The organism is Hydrogenophaga sp. (genome assembly GCF_030373245.1).
In the GTDB taxonomy this organism is placed as follows: domain Bacteria; phylum Pseudomonadota; class Gammaproteobacteria; order Burkholderiales; family Burkholderiaceae_C; genus Hydrogenophaga.
On sequence record NZ_JAUCZF010000001.1, the window covers coordinates 305998 to 321528 of the forward strand.

A 15531-nucleotide genomic window follows, 5' to 3' on the forward strand; every position below is an offset into this window, starting at 1 on the left:
GAGCTTACGCCGCGAACCCGACGGCCTGATGACAGGCCCGATCAGGGCTTGGCGCCCACCACCACGGTGACCATGCGCTCTGGCTGGATCACGCGGGAAAACGCGCGGCGGATGTCGGCCAGGCTCACCTGCTGAACCTTCTGGGTCCAGCGGTCCAGGTAGTCGAGTGGCAAGTCGTTCCAGGCGATGTTGGATACGTTGTCAAGCAGCTTCTTGTTGCTGTCGATGCGCAACGCAAAGCCGTTGACGAGGTTGTCCTTGGCGGCCTGCAACTCGGCTTCGGTCGGTCCCTCGGCCACGAAACGCTGCACCACTTCACGCGCGACGGCGATCGCCTGATCGGCTTGGTCGGGTCGTGTGCTCAGGCCGAGCTGGAACGCGCCTGCGTGCAGGCCTGGGGAAAAGTAGCTGTAGACGCTGTAGCTCAAGCCCCGCTTCTCGCGCACTTCGGTGGTGAGGCGCGACACAAAGCCGCCACCACCCAGGATGTGGTTGCCCACGATGAGCGGGAAGAAGTCAGGGTCGTCGCGCTTGACACCAGGTTGACCGATCAGCACCTGAGCCTGAGCTGCATCAAACGGCAGGCGCTGCTCCACCGCCTGAGTCAGCGGTGCGACCTCGGCCACGGGTGGCAGCGGTTCACAGCCGTGCGGCTTCACCGCGGCCATGAATTGCTCCACGATTTGATCGGCCTGTGCGCGGTCGATCGCCCCCACCAGACTCACCTGGGCCCGGCAGGCCGCCACGTGGCGACGATAAAAGCTGCGCATGTCGGCCACGGTGATGGCGTTCAGCGTGGCGGGTGTGATGTCCTGGCCGTAGGGGTGCTGGCCGTAGACGGCGCGGGAGAAGGCGCGCCCGGCGTGGGTGCCGGGGCGGTTCTCGGCCTCTTTCAGGGCTGCGAGGGCGCGCTCCCGGTCGCGCTGCCAGATGCGCTCGGGCCAGGCGGGCGCGGCCATCTGCCGCGCGGCGAGCGCCACCGCACCGCGCATCAGCTCAGGCTCGGTCAGGGTGCGCAGCGAAAAGCTGAACCGGTCGTCACTGGCCTGGGCACCAAACTGGGCGCCGAGGTCTGCCCAGGCTTCCCCAAGCTGGTTTTCGTCCAGCGCGGGTTGGGCGCCTTGCGCGGCCACGCCGTCGAGCAGAAGACCGGCGGTGATGCTGGCGAGACCGGCCTGGTTCGCCGGGTCGCGCCGGCTGCCACCATCGAAGTTGAGCTGCACGTCAAGCATCGGAATGCTGGGGCTGGGCACCAGGTAAACGCGGGCGCCGCTGGCGTGGGTCCAGTGCTGGATCGGGATGGCGGCCTGCGCAGTGCCCGCCAGCGCGAGCCATGCAACAGCACCCACCAGAACCAGACGGCGCGCCACGGCAGGCCAGACCAAAAGCGTGAGGTTCATCAGTGGCGTCCTGGTGTGGAAGGGGCTCGCGCCGGTGCGGCCGCCTGGCGCTTGCTGGCGTCGGGCACGAGCACCGCGGTGGTGAGCTGTTCCTCGCTGAAATAGCGCTGTGCCACGGACTGCACCTGGGCCGGTGTCACGCTGCGAAGGCGCTGCATCAGCCGGTCGCCGGTGTGGATATCCATGCCGTTGATCCAGTAACTGCCGAGCTCACGCGCCTGGTTGAACACCGAATCCAGTTGATACACCTCACCCGCCGTCCACTGGGTGATGACACGCTTGAGCTCAGCCTGGCCAATGCCTTCACGCGCCACCCGCTGCAGTTCGGCTTTCAGGGCGCCAGCCGCCATTTCGGGGGTGACGCCGGTGGCAGGCACGGCCGAGAGCGAAAACAGCTGGGGGCCTCGGCCCATGAGACCGTAGGACGCACCCGCGCTGTCGGCGATGCGCTTGCCGCCCGTGCCCGAACCCTGCACCAGGGCTCGCTCCAGGCGAGCGCCGCTGTAGCCGCTGAGCACGGCCGACAACACGGTCAGCGCCAGCGCGTCCTGATCGGTGGCCGTTTCGCCGCCAGTCCAGCGCGGCACCTTGTAGACCAGCGCGACCAGCGACTGGTCGGCTGCGGCGCGGTACTCCATGCGCCGAGGGCCCACCTGTTCCGGCTCCTCGCGCGGCTTGCGCGCGGGGACGGCACGCGCGGGGATAGCGCCATAGTGCTTTTCGGCCAGAGATCTCACCTGGTCCACGTCCACATCGCCCGCGATCACCACCGCGGCATTGCCCGGTACATACCACTGGCGGTAGAAGGCGCGAGCGTCGTCCGGTGTCATCGCGTCGAGATCGCTCATCCAGCCGATCACCGGGCGGCGGTAGGGATTGGCCTGGAACACGATCGCATTGAGCGCTTCAAACATGCGCGCGCGCGGCGATTCTTCGGTGCGTTGGCGGCGCTCTTCCTTCACCACCTCCAACTCGCGCACAAACTCTTCGTCGGCCCACTGGTTGTTGGCGAAGCGGTCCGCCTCCAGCCGCATCACGGCTTCGAGCTTCTCGGCCGGCAGCTGCTGGTGGTAGGCGGTGGCGTCGCGGCTGGTGAAGGCGTTTTCGCGCGCGCCCAGCGCAGCCATGCGGCGCGAGAATTCACCCGGCTTCAGACTGGGTGTGCCCTTGAACATCATGTGTTCCAGCACATGGGCCACGCCCGATGTGCCATCGACCTCGTCCATCGAACCCACGCGCACCCACAGCATGTGGGCCACCGTGGGCGCGCGCCGGTCAGGCCGCACGATCAACGTCATGCCGTTGGAGAGGGTGAACTGCTGGGCGGTGGGCGATGCGCCCGAAATGGCCGCGGTGGATGCTCGCGCGGGCATCTGGGCCATCATGATCCCTGCCACGAAGAACAGACCGGCCAGGAGGCGGGCAGACGACAAGGGTGTGGTGCGTTTCATAGAATGCAATGGATTCTAGAGATTGGCCAATGTTCTCGTTCTTTCGAAAAAAATCCCCTCCACCCAGCGCCGACAAGGCCCTGGAACCCGCCAGACCGCCCGCAAGCGCAGGTGAAACGGCACCCGATACCTCCACCGAGACCAGCGCGCCAACGGTGCCGATTCCGGCAACGGCTCCTGCCGTCATGTCCGCGCCGGCAGTGCCCGAAGCCTCGCCCGCGGCCAAACCACCCCGCCAGGGCTGGCTGGACAAGCTCAAGGCCGGCCTGCGCAAGACCGGCAGCGGCATCGCCACCGTGTTCACCGGCACCCAGATCGACGATGCGCTGTACGAAGAGCTGGAAACCGCGCTGCTCATGGCCGACACCGGCGTCAAGGCCACCGAGCACCTGCTGGCCGATCTCAAGCGGCGCGTGAAAGAGAGCAAGACCACCGACCCGGCGGCCGTCAAGGGCTTGCTGGCCGATGCCATCACCGCCCTGCTCACGCCGCTGCAAAAGCGGTTGGTGATCGGCGAACACAAACCCACGGTGATCATGGTCGCGGGCGTCAACGGCGCGGGCAAGACCACCTCCATCGGCAAGCTCACGCGCCACCTCGCCAACAGCGGCGCGAGCGTCTTACTGGCCGCGGCCGACACTTTTCGCGCCGCCGCCCGTGAGCAGCTCGCGGTCTGGGCCGACCGCAACACGGTGGAAATCATCACCCAGGCCGGCGGCGACCCCGCCGCCGTGAGTTTTGATGCCGTGACCGCTGGCCGCGCACGCGGGCGCGACGTGGTGCTGGTGGACACTGCTGGCCGTCTGCCCACGCAGCTGCACCTGATGGAAGAGCTGCGCAAGATCAAGCGCGTGGTGCAAAAAGCGGATCCGTCCAGCCCTCATGAGGTGCTGCTGGTGATCGACGGCAACACCGGGCAGAACGCACTGGCGCAGGTGAAGGCCTTTGACGAGGCCCTGGGCCTGACCGGCCTAGTGATCACCAAGCTCGACGGAACCGCCAAGGGCGGTGTGATCTGCGCGATTGCACGCGAGAAGCCGGTGCCGATCTACTTCATCGGTGTCGGCGAAAAGCTGGAAGACCTGGAAACGTTTGACGCCAGAGAGTTCGCGCAGGCCCTGCTGGCCTGAGCACGGTCTCCGAGTCCTCAGTCGCTCTCGCGGTAGTGGCGCCACTGCTTCATCGCGTTGCGCATGGTCAGCATCTGCCGCTCGAAGTTGGGGCAGGCCTTGCAGATCACCATGTGGACCCGCAGCGCGGCCTGCTCCAGCGCCGGCAGCTCGCGGTCCTCGCGCGCCACCACGAGCGCGGTCACCTCCTTGCAGGTGCGCATCAGGGGCATTTTTCGGAGCAGGCGATTCATCGCGACGAAAACCAGTTGAGTTCCAGACATTCGCGCAGTCGCAGCCGGGCTCGGTGCAACTGAACGTAGAGATTCGTCGGGGTCAGGTCCAGTTCCTTACAGATCTCGTCGCTGGAGAGCTCCAGCCACTCGCGCATGAGGAACAGACGCCCTTGGGTGGACGGCAGTTTTTCGGTGCAGGCATCCAGCACCGCCATGAACTGGCGGCTGCCCAGATCCTGCTCCGGGTTGCCCCAGTCGGATGGGCGCTGGGCGAAATGCCCGTCGGCCTTGAAGGCCATGTGCTCCAAGGGGTCGAAACCGTCGTCCTCTGATCCACCGTCCAGCACCACCTCGCGCTTGCGCAGGCGCATGCTGTCGATGATCTTGTGCTTCAGGATGCCCACCAGCCAGGTCTTGAGCTGTGAGCGGCCCTCGAACGCCTGCGGCTTGGCCAGGGCGGCCAGCAGCGTGTCGGACACCGCGTCTTCGGCCCAGGTGGCGTTGCGCAGTTGCAGCCGGGCGTAGCGCAGCAAGTCTTCGCGCAGCGCCACCAGCTGCTGTTCAAAATCGGTCATGGGCATGGAAAGGCAAAAGACATCCTGGGGCTGAAGTGTAAGGACTGGTCAGATGGCGAGACAAAATGCGATGCACCCGGAGTCCGCCATGCCACCAAACCTGATCCCGAGCCCTCTCCTGAGCCGTCGCCAGCTGCTCGCCTGCTTGCCCGCGTTGGCCTGGCCGTTGGCACAGGCCCAGCCCGCCGAAGCGCCGGGCCCGACGCTGGAAGGCAGCAGCGTGGACGGCACGCCGCTGGGGTTGAGCGGACTGCGCGGGCGCGTGGTGCTGCTCCTGTACTGGTCCACTGGATGTGCGGTCTGCCGGGACAAGATGCACGAAATGCGCGCCAACGTCGCGGGCTGGCAAAACCAGCCTTTTACCCTGCTGGGCGTGAACATGGACCCCCGCCAGGCCGACCTGGCCAGCTACGAAGACCTGCTGCGCCAGACCGTGCCGGCGGCGCAGCGCCTGCGCTCGGTCTGGGCCGCAGGCCCGTCATTCACATCCAACCTGGAAATGCCCCAGCAGTTGCCCAGCGGCGTATTGATCGACAAGTCTGGCAGCCTGGTGGAGCGCTACAGCGGGCGCATCCCGCCCGAAGCGTGGGACCGCATCGCCGAGCTGCTGTGAGCGGCCACATCACAGATTTGTTATGTGGCCACTGTAAGAACCCGCCTGTGTGCGCTGACGAAACTGCACCGGAGGCGGTCGCTGACGTGCCCACCCTGGTTAATTCAACCCTTCAGGAGATTTTCCATGACCCAACGCACCATGATCACCGCCGCCGCTGCCTCGCTGATGACCCTCGCCATGCTGTCCGGCCCCGCCCTGGCCCAGAACGCTGGTAAAGAAAAGTGCTACGGCATCGCCAAGGCCGGCCAGAACGATTGCGCCAACCTCGCCGGCACGCACTCCTGCGCCGGTCAGTCCAAAGTGGACAACGACAAAGGCGAGTGGAAGTACGTCGCCGCCGGCACCTGTGCCTCCATGAAGGGTTTGACCCAGGCAGAAGCCAAGGCCGGCATGATGAAAAAAGACGACATGAAGAAGGACGAGATGAAAAAAGACGACATGATGAAGAAGGGCTGATCAGCCATGTCGCACGCCACGCCGAAGCCCTCCCTGCATGCGCCCGCTGGCGCTGCGGTGGGCATCGGGTGGCGGCACCCGCATTACGCGGCGCTGCTGGAGCAGCAGCCCGCACTGGACTTCATCGAGGTTCATTCCGAAAACTTCTTTGCCGACGGCGGTGCGGCCCTGTCGGTGCTGCATCAGGGGCGAGAGCACTACCCCGTGAGCCTGCATGGCGTCGGTCTGTCGCTGGGCTCGGCGATCGGCCTTGATGCCTGGCATCTGGACCAGCTGGCGCAACTGGTCGGCCGCATCGAACCGGTGCGCGTGAGCGACCACGCCTGCTTCGCTCGTGCGCCGCTGGCCGGCCAGCCTGCGCACGCGTCCGATCTGCTGCCCGTGCCCCTGACCAAGGCCGCCCTCGATGTCATGTGCGCCAACGTGCAGCAGGTGCAAGACCGGCTGCGCCGACCGATTGCGGTCGAAAACCTGTCGGCCTATGTGCAGTGGCGCGAGTCCGACATGGACGAACCCACCTTCCTCAATACCCTGGCAAAACGCACTGGTTGTGGACTCCTGGTGGACGTGAACAATATTTTCGTCAACGCGCTCAACGCCCAGCTTCGCGGCGAGCCACTGGACCCGCTGGCGGCGTGCGAAGCATGGCTGGACGCCATCGTCCCCGCCACCGTGGCCGAGCTGCACCTGGCCGGCCATGTGCACACCGGCGACATCGTCATCGACGATCACGGCAGCTGCGTGGTGGATGCCGTCTGGTCGCTCTACGGCCATGCCCTGCAGCGCTTTGGCCAGGTACCCACGCTGATCGAATGGGACACCGACGTGCCACCTCTGTCGGTGCTGCTGGACGAGGCCGATCGCGCGCGACAGGTCGCCGCCCAAGCGCACACCAACACCCGAACCCCGCTGGACGCGCTCGCATGAGCAACGCATCCGTCAGTGCGCTGCATGACCAGCAAGCGGCTTTGTTGAGCGCCTTGTTCACCCATCCCGCGCACCACGACGCGCGCCTCGCCAGCGAGCACCTGCTGGCCCAGTTCACCACCCAGGGTGTACAGGCGGCGCGCGGCCTGATGGCTTACCAGTCCAATGGCCATGCACTCGCCGAGCGTTCGCTGGCGGCGACCTACCCCGTCATCGAGATGATGCTCGGCCAATTGAACTTCGTCGCGCTCGCCCGCGACCTCTGGCATCGGCACCCGCCCATGCGGGGCGATCTCGCGCACTGGGGAGACCGCCTGCCCGACTTCCTGGCCCACAGCGAGGCCCTGCTCGATGCGCCCTACCTCGCTGACGTGGCGCGTGTGGAATGGGCGCTGCACCGCGCCGCCAGCGCGGCCGACGCGGTGACCGATCACGCCAGTTTTGCGCGCCTCGCTGCGGAAGATCCCAGCGGCCTCACGCTCACGCTGCCACCCGGCACGGCCGTGATCCACAGCGCTTTCCCCGTGGCCAGCCTGGTGCGCTCGCACCGACACGCCCAGCCCAGCCTGGCGCAAGCCGCCCAGCGCCTCAGCGAAGGCATCGCCGAGTCGGCGCTGGTCTGGCGCCGGGCCTTGCAACCGCGTATCGCTCTGCTCTCCCCGGTTGAGGCATCGCTGCTGAGTCAGCTGCTGGCTGGAAAAGACCTGGAGACGGCGATCGACATCGCGCTGGCCACCGAAACCACCGACACGCAATCGTTTGATCTTTCTGTCTGGCTCACCCAGGCCGTGACCACCGGCCTGGTCATTGGCGTGAGCGATGCCAGCCCCACCGCTTCAAAGGAAACTCCATGAACCAACCCACCTTGCTGCACCGCAGCCAATCGCTCTGGCTGGGTTTCACCGGCATCATCGACGCGCTGCGCGCGCCCGCCGCGCTGGCCGCACGCCTCTACCTCGCTCAGGTGTTTTTCCTCGCAGGCCTCACCAAGATCCGCGACTGGGAAACCACCGTGCTGCTGTTCACCCACGAATACGCCGTGCCGCTGCTCTCGCCCGAGGTGGCGGCGGTCATGGGCACCGGCGGGGAACTCGTGTTGCCGGTGCTGCTCTTGCTCGGGCTGGCCGGGCGTTTTGCGGCCATGGGCCTGAGTGTGGTCAACTTCGTCGCCGTGATCAGCCTGTCCGAGATCGCACCCGCCGCGCTGCAGCAGCACATCACCTGGGGCGTGTTGCTCGCGGCGCTGGTGCTGTACGGCCTGGGCAAATGGACCCTCGATTGCGGCTGGATTCGCCCACGCCTGGAGCGACGTCTGGCCCGCGCCGCCCGCTGAACCGCCGTTGCGTTTTTTGTTGTCAATTGGAGAACCGTTTTGCCTTTGCATCTGCCTGCCTCGAATCTGCCCGCCGTCTCGCGCCGCCATCTCCTGTTGGGCGCTGCCGCGGCGTCTGCCCTGCCCGGTGCCTGGGCACAGTCCAAAGCACCCGACTGGGCCGAGATCGAGAAAGCCGCGCGTGGCCAGACCGTGTTCTGGAACGCCTGGGCTGGCAGCGAGCAGACCAACGCGTACTTGCAATGGGTCGCCGCTGAGGTGCAAAAGACCTTCGGCGTGAAGCTGGAACACGTGAAGATCACCGACACCGCCGACGTGGTCAAGCGCGTGCGCGCTGAAAAGACCGCTGGCCGCAAGGACACCGAGGGCACGGTCGACCTGGTGTGGATCAACGGCGAGAACTTCGCCGCCATGAAACGTGAGAGCCTGCTGTTTGGCCCATTCGCCGAAACCCTGCCCAATTTCCGCTACGTGGATGTGGACGGCAAGCCCACCACCCGCAACGATTTTTCCGTGCCCACCGATGGCATGGAATCACCCTGGGGCATGGCACAGTTCACCTTTTTCGCCGACGGCAAGCGTCTGCCCAAGCCGCCCCAAAGCATGGCTGAGCTGCTCGCGCTGGCCCGCCAGCAGCCCGGGCGCATCACCTACCCGCGCCTGCCCGACTTCACCGGCACCACCTTCATCAAACAGGCGCTGATCGAACACGTGAGCGATGTGGCCCTGCTCAGCAAGCCGCCGGTGGAAGCCGCGTTTGGCCAGCAGACCGCCGCCCTGTGGCAGTTTCTCGATGCGCTGCACCCGCACCTGTGGCGCGGCGGCAAGCAGTTCCCGCAGAACCCCGCCGCCATCCGCCAGATGATGGCCGACGGCGAGCTGCTGCTGGCCCTCACCTTCAACCCCAACGAGCCGGCCAACGAAGTCGCGGCCAAGCGCCTGCCCGCGTCCACCATCGCCTGGCAGTTCGCCAAAGGCACCATCGGCAACACGCACTTCGTGGCCATTCCTTACAACGCGCGCGCCAAGGCCGGCGCGCAGGTGGTGGCCAACTTCCTGCTCTCGGCCCAGGCGCAGGCGCGCAAGGCCGACATCAGCCACTGGGGCGACCCGACTGTGCTCGACCTCAAGCGCCTGTCCCCGGCCGATCGCGCGCTGTTCCCCGCCAAGCCTTTGCCCGGCCAGGTGGCCCAGGGCGCACCCACGCTGCCCGAACCGCACGCGGCCTGGGTGGAGCCGATCGAGCGAGAGTGGACCCGTCGCTACGCGGTTTGACCACGTGCCGCGCGCCTGAGGCGATGCCAGACTCGGGCGCATGAATTCGCCGTTGAGCTCACTGCGCACTGCCTCCGCCACCGCCCTGCTGCTGCTCGTTGGCATGCCTTTGCTGGCGGTGGCCGCCCTGTCGCTGCGCGCGCTGTTCGATGCGGCGGCCTGGGTGTCGCTGATGGGCGACGCGCAATGGCTGCCCGCACTCGGCCTCACACTGTGGACCGGCCTGGCCTCCACCGCGCTGGCGTGGTGGATCACCGCCGGGCTGCTGGCCCAGGGTTTTGTTCGTCAGCGCCTGGGCGCCTTGTTGCGGGGTCTGCCCGTGATGCTGGCCACGCCCCATGCGGCGTTTGCCATTGGTCTGGTGTTTCTGATCGCGCCCAGCGGCTGGATCCTGCGCGCGCTCTCGCCCTGGCTCACCGGGTTCGACTGGCCGCCGCCCTGGCCCACCACGCAAGACCCCTGGGGCCTGGGCCTCATCGTCGCGCTCACGCTCAAGGAAATTCCCTTTCTGCTCTGGACCGCTGCCACCCAGCTGCAGCGCGACGACGTGCGCCAGCGCTGGCGCGCCGAGCACACGCTGGCGCAGACGGTGGGCTACTCGCCGCAACGCGCCTGGTGGCGCGTGGTCTGGCCGCAACTGGCGCCGCGCCTGTTCTGGCCGCTGCTGGCGGTGCTGGCCTATGGCCTCACGGTGGTCGACATGGCACTTGTGATTGGTCCGGCCTCGCCGCCCACGCTGGCCGTGCTGGCCTGGCAGTGGCTGCAAGACGCCGACCTGGCCATCAACGCGCGCGGCGCGGCGGCTGGCGGCGTGCTGGCGCTGGCGGTGTTGGCTGCAGCGCTGGGCTGGCGCGCGCTGCAGGCCACCATGGCGCGGCGCGCCCGGCGTGCCAGCGGCGAGCGTGGCCGGCCCACACGCACCGCGGCGACCCTGCCCGGCCTGTGGCTGCTCGGCGGTGTGTATGCCGCCGTGCTGCTGGCGCTCGCGGTGGGCAGCGTGGCCGGCGTGTGGCGCTTCCCCGCGCTGTGGCCCGAGGCACTCACCGCCCAGGCCTGGCTCAGCGTCTGGGCCAGCCTGGACACCGTGGGCACCACGCTCGGCCTGGCGCTGGCCTCAACCGCACTTTCGCTGGTGTGGTGCGTGGCCTGGCTGGAACTCAGCCCGCGCGCCTGGGACCAGGCGCTGCGCCCGCTGCTCTACCTGCCGCTGGTGTTGCCCGCCGTGTTGTGGGTGGTGGGTCTGTACAGCGTGGCGTTGCAGTGGCAGCTGGAAGGCCAGTGGCTGGGCCTGATGCTGGCGCACACGGTGATGGTGTTGCCCTATGTGTTGCTCGCGCTATCGCCCGCCTACCTCGGTTTCGACCCGCGCGCCGCCCAGCTCAGCGACAGCCTGGGTCACAGCCGCGCCGCTTTTCTCTGGCGGGTGAAGTGGCCGCTGCTGCGCCGCTCGCTGACCGCCAGCGCGGCGGTGGGCTTTGCGGTGAGCGTCACCCAGTACCTGCCCACGCTCTACATCGGCGCGGGGCGTTTCGCCACCGTGACCACCGAGGCCGTGACCCTGGCCGCGGGCGCGCAACGCTCGCTCACCAGCGCCTATGCTGGCTTGCAGTTTCTGCTGCCGGTGCTGGCCTTTGGCCTGGCGGCGTGGGTGGGTCGGCCGCGGCGGTTTAGAGTGGCCACGGCATGACCCTCTCTGTTCACCTCAGGCAACTCGGCAGCGCCCAGCGCGTGCTGCTGCGCGACCTGCGCTTTGACGTGGCGCCCGGCGAAACGCTCACCCTCATGGGCGCCAGCGGCAGCGGCAAGAGCTCGGTGCTCGCGGCCATCGCTGGCACGCTGCACAGCGTGGCCGAGGGCGCGCAGGCCCTGCGCTTCGACGGCACCATCACGCTAGACGGCACCGACCTCACCCAACTGCCCACTGCCCGGCGCGGCATCGGCCTGCTGTTTCAGGACCCGCTGCTGTTCGCCCACATGACGGTGGCCGAGAACCTGCTGTTTGCCGTGCCGCCCGGCCCGCGCGCGCAGCGCTGGCAGCAGGTGGAGCAAGCACTGGCCGACGCCGAACTGGCCGGCTACGGCGAGCGCGACCCGGCCACGCTCTCCGGCGGCCAGCGCGCCCGCGTGGCGCTCATGCGCGCCCTGCTCGCCCGGCCCAGCGCCCTGCTGCTCGACGAGCCGTTTTCCAAGCTCGACGCTACGCTGCGCGACCAGTTCCGCGCTTTTGTGTTCGACCACATCCGCGCGCAAAACATCCCTGCCGTGCTCGTCACCCACGACGCCGCCGACATCGCCGACGCCGCCCTGGTGTTGGAATTGAAGTAGCCATGCTGGACCGCACCATCCAGTCCGCCATCAAGCCCGTGCTCAACCGGGCAGCGCAAGGGCTGGTGCGCCTGGGCATCGGCGCCGACGCCGTCACCGTCACCGGCTTCGTGGTCGGCATGGCCGCCGCCGTGGCCATTGCATTTCAGGCCTATCTGCTGGGCCTGGGGCTGCTGCTCGCCTCGCGCCTCATGGACGGGCTGGACGGCGCGGTGGCCCGCGCCACCCAGCCCACCGACCGCGGCGGCTTTCTGGACATCACGCTCGACTTCCTGTTCTACGCGTCCATCCCGCTGGCCTTCGCCATCGCCGACCCCGCGCACAACGCCCTGCCCGCCGCCGTGCTGCTCGCCGCCTTCATCGGCACCGGCAGCAGCTTTCTCGCCTTTGCGGTCATCGCCGAAAAACACCAGGTGCCGTCCACCGCATTTCCCGACAAGAGCTTTTACTTCCTGGGCGGCCTGACCGAAGCGACCGAAACCCTGATCGCCTTCGCCGCCATGTGCCTCTGGCCGCAATGGTTCCCGCAGATCGCTTATGGCTTTGCGGTGTTGTGCGCGATCACGATTGCCATGCGCATCGGCTGGGGGTGGCAGCGGTTCCGGTAGGAGCGGTTCACAGCGCGTATTCCTCCAAAGCCTTGATGCGCTGCTCGGCATGGTTCTGCATGCACCCGATGTACATCACGGTGCGGATCGTGCCGGAGGCGTGCAGCGTGTAATAGGCATCGCAGTCCTTCTGCCGGAACACCACCCAGGCCCGCTGCGCCTCGATCAGGCCCTTCTTGATCTCGGCGTAGGCAAGGCCTTCGTCGGGCTTGCTGAGCGACTTCATCACGCGGCGGTAGGTGTCGTTCAACTTCTTCTCGACCACCTCAAAATCAGCCTGCGCACACGCGTTGATGTCCAGCGTGGTCATGGCCTTCTTGCAGTCGACCTTGGCGTGCGACAGGGTGACGATGGAAACGGTGGCCAGGGCCAGCAAGGTGCAGCGCATGAGGTACCTCCATAAATCGCGGCGATCTCGTAGCCCTTTACGCGCCGGTCCGACAGCTCACAGATCATGAACATCTCGCTGCGCCATCGACAGCGGGATACGGATCTTCTCCTCTCAACCAACACGGACCGCAGGCATGGTATCTGCTGGCGATCGTTCACCACCGCCTAATCCGGCCGGCGGGACCGATGAACAGTCCACCTTCGCCTTCCCTCACCTAGGGCCACGGTGTGGCCGTCTTTGATCGGCTACCGTCGCTGAAAGTTGAACGAGGCGAAGTGCAATCCGACCCTAGTTTCCCCTCATTCGACACGGGAGACGTGCTTCTTGTTTGTCTTGGACCGCTCGAGCTTGCCTTCTCGCATGAGGATGCCGAGCAAACTGTATGACAAGTAGTCCTTCGAGCCGCCTCCGTAGTCGCTGCGCAGCCCGAGAAGGCTTGCGGTTTCGGAGTTTGAAACTCCGGTTGGATTGGCCCTCGCGAGGTCAAGCACTGCTTCCTTCAACAGCGAGAGGCCGACTTGAGCTTTCTCTTTGACTCCAGATGGAACAACCACTGAACCACGAGCCTTCTTGGAAAGACCCGATGGCACTACCGAATTGGTCAGGATCCCGCCTGTGTCGATTGTTCCGAACGCGGCAATCAACTCGGCTTCGAGCTTCATTGCTTGATGCTCATCGAGTGCGTCAACCAGCCGACTGACCAACACCTTAGCGCCAGAGGCCTCGATCTCTTGAATCAACAGCTTCAGGCCCTTTCGGGTCTGGTCTGGCTTAACCAGGTGATCGAACGAGCGCGTTCCGGTCCCCTTGCCGATGTAGAACGGCATGGCAGGTGAAGTCCGCGGATCTTTCAGCGCGTAAACGTAGTACGAGGTGTCGCCGGACATATGGGTGGGATCCTTTGAGCCGCCAAACGCAACGTGTTCCGAAAACCCCGCGGGGCAAGCTGGGCATTGCGGAATACTCTGACCACTGATCTCATATTTTTTTCATTTGAAATCAACAGGTTGCCTGCTGCTCGAGCACCTAATGTACCGACAAAGACCTGACCCAACCCGGCAACGCTGCCGATCTGCTCAGATCTTGGCCCAAGCCCCTATGGCAGAGGCAGCCACCCTAGCCAAGGTCATTCGTACTACCTAGCGCTGGTGGCGTTGCAACTGTCCCCCAACCGACTGAAGGGCTCTGCGACCTGGCGCACGATGCTCCCAGGGCGCTTGAGCAACCCACGCACCCAGCCCCACAAACAAGGAGACCACCCATGACCACCCACACTGCCACCCCCCTCGCCGACCAGCGCTACTTCTGCGAAGGTCCTCGCTGGCACGATGACCGTTTCTGGTTCAGCGATTTTTATGCGCACGAGGTGTGTTCGGTCGGGCTGAGTGGCGATGTGCGGCTGGAGCTGAGCCTGGGCGACGAGCAGCCCTCTGGCCTGGGCTGGTTGCCGAATGGCGATCTGCTGGTGGTGGGGATGACGAAGCGGCAGGTGCTGCGCCGGGCTGCCGGCAAAGACCTGGCGGTGCACGCCGACCTGAACGGCATCGCCACCTTTCACGCCAACGACATGCTGGTGACGCCCGAGGGCGATGCCTATGTGGGCAACTTCGGTTTTGATCTGGATGCGTTCCTGATGGCCCACGGCGTGGAAGGCCTGCTGGCGGCGCTGGGCACCGACCCGTCGCCGTTCCTGGGCAGGCTGGCCCATGTGAAGGCCGACGGCACGGCGTCGGTGGCGGCCGAGCCGGTGCTGTTCCCCAACGGCATGGCATTGCTGAACGGCGGGCGCACGCTGGTGGTGGCGCAGACGCTGGGCTTTGAGCTCACCGCGTTTGACCGCGCGCCCGATGGCAGCCTGTCGAACCGCCGCGTCTGGGCCTCGCTCAAAGAAGCCGGGGTCGCGCCCGACGGCATTTGCGCCGATGCCCAAGGCGGCATCTGGGTGGCGAATGCGCTGGCGCCCCAGGTAATCCGGGTGGAAGACGGTGGCCAGATCACAGACACCGTGACCACCTCGCAAAACGCCTACGCCTGCGCACTCGGCGGCCCGCAAGGTCGGCACCTGCTGGTCTGCACCGCGCCGACCTCGGTGCACGCTTTGGCGGCGGCAGCGCGCAACGGGCGGCTGGAAATCGTGGAAATCTGAGACCTGCTGCCCGGCGGGGCGTGTGTCGTGTGGCCTCGCACTTCTGCGGTGACCACTCCCCCGCTGCTAACCTCCCCGCCATGGTCACCGCTTCAGCGCCTCGCCTCATCTGTTTCAACAAGCCCTACGGCGTGCTGAGCCAGTTCACCGCCGAAGGCCGGTGGCGGGGTTTGAAAGACTTCATCGATGTGCCGGGCGTCTACGTGGCGGGCCGGCTGGATGCGGACAGCGAGGGCCTGCTGCTGCTCACCAACGACGGGCAGCTGCAAGCCCGCATCAGCGACCCGCGCCACAAGATGGAGAAGACCTATTGGGTGCAGGTCGAGGGTGTGCCCGATGAGGCCGCGCTGAGCCGCCTGCGCGAGGGCCTGCAGCTGAACGACGGCCCCACCCGGCCCGCTCGCGCGCGCAGCATGCCCGAGCCCGCCGCACTGTGGCCGCGCGATCCACCGGTGCGTTTTCGTCAGCACATTCCCACCAGCTGGATTGAGCTGGCGATTGCCGAAGGGCGCAACCGACAGGTGCGGCGCATGACCGCGGCGGTGGGCCACCCCACGCTGCGGCTGATCCGCGCGGCGATCGGGCCTTATGCGCTGGATGGCCTGGCTCCGGGTGCTTGGCGATGGAGCGCGGCCGAGGCGAGCGACCGTTGAGGGCGACCTTTTGCGGCCAGGCACTGGTGC

The 15531-nt window shown here is 66.7% G+C and carries 18 protein-coding genes; 12 read left to right on the forward strand and 6 right to left on the reverse strand.

The window, feature by feature from the left end:
• Positions 1-41: 41 nt before the first annotated feature.
• A complete protein-coding gene (locus tag QUV25_RS01525; RefSeq protein WP_300860772.1) occupies positions 42-1400 on the reverse strand; it encodes a pitrilysin family protein in 1359 nt (452 codons plus the stop codon).
• Positions 1400-2773 (reverse strand): pitrilysin family protein, encoded by a 1374-nt coding sequence (locus QUV25_RS01530; RefSeq protein ID WP_300861981.1) that lies wholly within the window; start codon positions 2771-2773, stop codon positions 1400-1402. The genes QUV25_RS01525 and QUV25_RS01530 overlap by 1 nt, the downstream gene beginning before the upstream one ends.
• A gap of 107 nt (positions 2774-2880) precedes the next feature.
• On the opposite strand from QUV25_RS01530, the gene ftsY reads away from it, so the two are divergent.
• Positions 2881-3981, forward strand: a complete 1101-nt coding sequence (ftsY, locus tag QUV25_RS01535; protein WP_300860774.1) for a signal recognition particle-docking protein FtsY — start codon at positions 2881-2883, stop codon at positions 3979-3981.
• A gap of 17 nt (positions 3982-3998) precedes the next feature.
• On the opposite strand, the gene QUV25_RS01540 is transcribed toward ftsY, so the two are convergent.
• Together QUV25_RS01540 and QUV25_RS01545 are read right to left on the reverse strand one after the other, a co-directional pair.
• Complete coding sequence (locus QUV25_RS01540) at positions 3999-4184, reverse strand: zf-HC2 domain-containing protein (RefSeq protein WP_300860775.1); 186 nt, start codon at positions 4182-4184, stop codon at positions 3999-4001.
• Positions 4185-4210: 26 nt separating this feature from the next.
• Complete coding sequence (locus QUV25_RS01545) at positions 4211-4771, reverse strand: sigma-70 family RNA polymerase sigma factor (RefSeq protein ID WP_300860776.1); 561 nt, start codon at positions 4769-4771, stop codon at positions 4211-4213.
• 88 nt (positions 4772-4859) lie between these two features.
• On the opposite strand from QUV25_RS01545, the gene QUV25_RS01550 reads away from it, so the two are divergent.
• The 9 genes from QUV25_RS01550 (at position 4860) to QUV25_RS01590 (ending at position 12311) form a co-directional block, all read left to right on the forward strand.
• Entirely contained in the window at positions 4860-5384 is a 525-nt protein-coding gene (locus QUV25_RS01550) for a TlpA disulfide reductase family protein (RefSeq protein WP_300860778.1), read from the forward strand.
• Positions 5385-5510: 126 nt separating this feature from the next.
• Positions 5511-5843 carry a DUF2282 domain-containing protein gene (locus QUV25_RS01555; protein ID WP_300860780.1) on the forward strand — a complete coding sequence of 111 codons (333 nt, stop codon included), beginning with the start codon at positions 5511-5513 and terminating at the stop codon, positions 5841-5843.
• A 6-nt stretch (positions 5844-5849) separates the two neighbouring features.
• A complete protein-coding gene (locus tag QUV25_RS01560; protein ID WP_300860782.1) occupies positions 5850-6770 on the forward strand; it encodes a DUF692 domain-containing protein in 921 nt (306 codons plus the stop codon).
• A complete protein-coding gene (locus QUV25_RS01565; protein WP_300860783.1) occupies positions 6767-7624 on the forward strand; it encodes a putative DNA-binding domain-containing protein in 858 nt (285 codons plus the stop codon). Before QUV25_RS01560 ends, QUV25_RS01565 begins: the two co-directional genes overlap by 4 nt.
• Positions 7621-8103, forward strand: coding sequence for a DoxX family membrane protein (locus QUV25_RS01570; RefSeq protein ID WP_300860784.1), 483 nt, complete (start codon positions 7621-7623; stop codon positions 8101-8103). Before QUV25_RS01565 ends, QUV25_RS01570 begins: the two co-directional genes overlap by 4 nt.
• Positions 8104-8142: 39 nt before the next feature.
• Positions 8143-9378, forward strand: a complete 1236-nt coding sequence (locus tag QUV25_RS01575; protein ID WP_300860785.1) for an ABC transporter substrate-binding protein — start codon at positions 8143-8145, stop codon at positions 9376-9378.
• Positions 9379-9418: 40 nt separating this feature from the next.
• Entirely contained in the window at positions 9419-11065 is a 1647-nt protein-coding gene (locus QUV25_RS01580; protein ID WP_300860786.1) for an ABC transporter permease, read from the forward strand.
• On the forward strand, positions 11062-11703 hold the full coding sequence (locus QUV25_RS01585; protein ID WP_300860787.1) for an ATP-binding cassette domain-containing protein: 642 nt from the start codon (positions 11062-11064) through the stop codon (positions 11701-11703). The genes QUV25_RS01580 and QUV25_RS01585 overlap by 4 nt, the downstream gene beginning before the upstream one ends.
• A gap of 2 nt (positions 11704-11705) precedes the next feature.
• On the forward strand, positions 11706-12311 hold the full coding sequence (locus QUV25_RS01590; RefSeq protein WP_300860788.1) for a CDP-alcohol phosphatidyltransferase family protein: 606 nt from the start codon (positions 11706-11708) through the stop codon (positions 12309-12311).
• Between the two features lie 7 nt (positions 12312-12318).
• On the opposite strand, the gene QUV25_RS01595 is transcribed toward QUV25_RS01590, so the two are convergent.
• Both QUV25_RS01595 and QUV25_RS01600 read right to left on the reverse strand, forming a co-directional pair.
• Positions 12319-12699, reverse strand: a complete 381-nt coding sequence (locus tag QUV25_RS01595) for a lysozyme inhibitor LprI family protein (protein WP_300860790.1) — start codon at positions 12697-12699, stop codon at positions 12319-12321.
• Positions 12700-13001: 302 nt separating this feature from the next.
• Complete coding sequence (locus tag QUV25_RS01600; RefSeq protein WP_300860792.1) at positions 13002-13589, reverse strand: GIY-YIG nuclease family protein; 588 nt, start codon at positions 13587-13589, stop codon at positions 13002-13004.
• Positions 13590-13963: 374 nt separating this feature from the next.
• On the opposite strand from QUV25_RS01600, the gene QUV25_RS01605 reads away from it, so the two are divergent.
• Both QUV25_RS01605 and QUV25_RS01610 read left to right on the forward strand, forming a co-directional pair.
• A complete protein-coding gene (locus QUV25_RS01605; RefSeq protein WP_300860794.1) occupies positions 13964-14848 on the forward strand; it encodes an SMP-30/gluconolactonase/LRE family protein in 885 nt (294 codons plus the stop codon).
• Between the two features lie 80 nt (positions 14849-14928).
• Entirely contained in the window at positions 14929-15501 is a 573-nt protein-coding gene (locus QUV25_RS01610; RefSeq protein WP_300860795.1) for an rRNA large subunit pseudouridine synthase E, read from the forward strand.
• Positions 15502-15531 lie beyond the last annotated feature (30 nt).

Bases quoted from the DNA above. Each gene is read 5' to 3' on its own strand.
- QUV25_RS01525 (WP_300860772.1), bottom strand. From the start codon at position 1,400: ATGAACCTCACGCTTTTGGTCTGGCCTGCCGTGGCGCGCCGTCTGGTT.
- QUV25_RS01530 (WP_300861981.1), bottom strand. From the start codon at position 2,773: ATGCCCGCGCGAGCATCCACCGCGGCCATTTCGGGCGCATCGCCCACC.
- ftsY (WP_300860774.1), top strand. From the start codon at position 2,881: ATGTTCTCGTTCTTTCGAAAAAAATCCCCTCCACCCAGCGCCGACAAG.
- QUV25_RS01540 (WP_300860775.1), bottom strand. From the start codon at position 4,184: ATGCGCACCTGCAAGGAGGTGACCGCGCTCGTGGTGGCGCGCGAGGAC.
- QUV25_RS01545 (WP_300860776.1), bottom strand. From the start codon at position 4,771: ATGACCGATTTTGAACAGCAGCTGGTGGCGCTGCGCGAAGACTTGCTG.
- QUV25_RS01550 (WP_300860778.1), top strand. From the start codon at position 4,860: ATGCCACCAAACCTGATCCCGAGCCCTCTCCTGAGCCGTCGCCAGCTG.
- QUV25_RS01555 (WP_300860780.1), top strand. From the start codon at position 5,511: ATGACCCAACGCACCATGATCACCGCCGCCGCTGCCTCGCTGATGACC.
- QUV25_RS01560 (WP_300860782.1), top strand. From the start codon at position 5,850: ATGTCGCACGCCACGCCGAAGCCCTCCCTGCATGCGCCCGCTGGCGCT.
- QUV25_RS01565 (WP_300860783.1), top strand. From the start codon at position 6,767: ATGAGCAACGCATCCGTCAGTGCGCTGCATGACCAGCAAGCGGCTTTG.
- QUV25_RS01570 (WP_300860784.1), top strand. From the start codon at position 7,621: ATGAACCAACCCACCTTGCTGCACCGCAGCCAATCGCTCTGGCTGGGT.
- QUV25_RS01580 (WP_300860786.1), top strand. From the start codon at position 9,419: ATGAATTCGCCGTTGAGCTCACTGCGCACTGCCTCCGCCACCGCCCTG.
- QUV25_RS01585 (WP_300860787.1), top strand. From the start codon at position 11,062: ATGACCCTCTCTGTTCACCTCAGGCAACTCGGCAGCGCCCAGCGCGTG.
- QUV25_RS01590 (WP_300860788.1), top strand. From the start codon at position 11,706: ATGCTGGACCGCACCATCCAGTCCGCCATCAAGCCCGTGCTCAACCGG.
- QUV25_RS01595 (WP_300860790.1), bottom strand. From the start codon at position 12,699: ATGCGCTGCACCTTGCTGGCCCTGGCCACCGTTTCCATCGTCACCCTG.
- QUV25_RS01600 (WP_300860792.1), bottom strand. From the start codon at position 13,589: ATGTCCGGCGACACCTCGTACTACGTTTACGCGCTGAAAGATCCGCGG.
- QUV25_RS01605 (WP_300860794.1), top strand. From the start codon at position 13,964: ATGACCACCCACACTGCCACCCCCCTCGCCGACCAGCGCTACTTCTGC.
- QUV25_RS01610 (WP_300860795.1), top strand. From the start codon at position 14,929: ATGGTCACCGCTTCAGCGCCTCGCCTCATCTGTTTCAACAAGCCCTAC.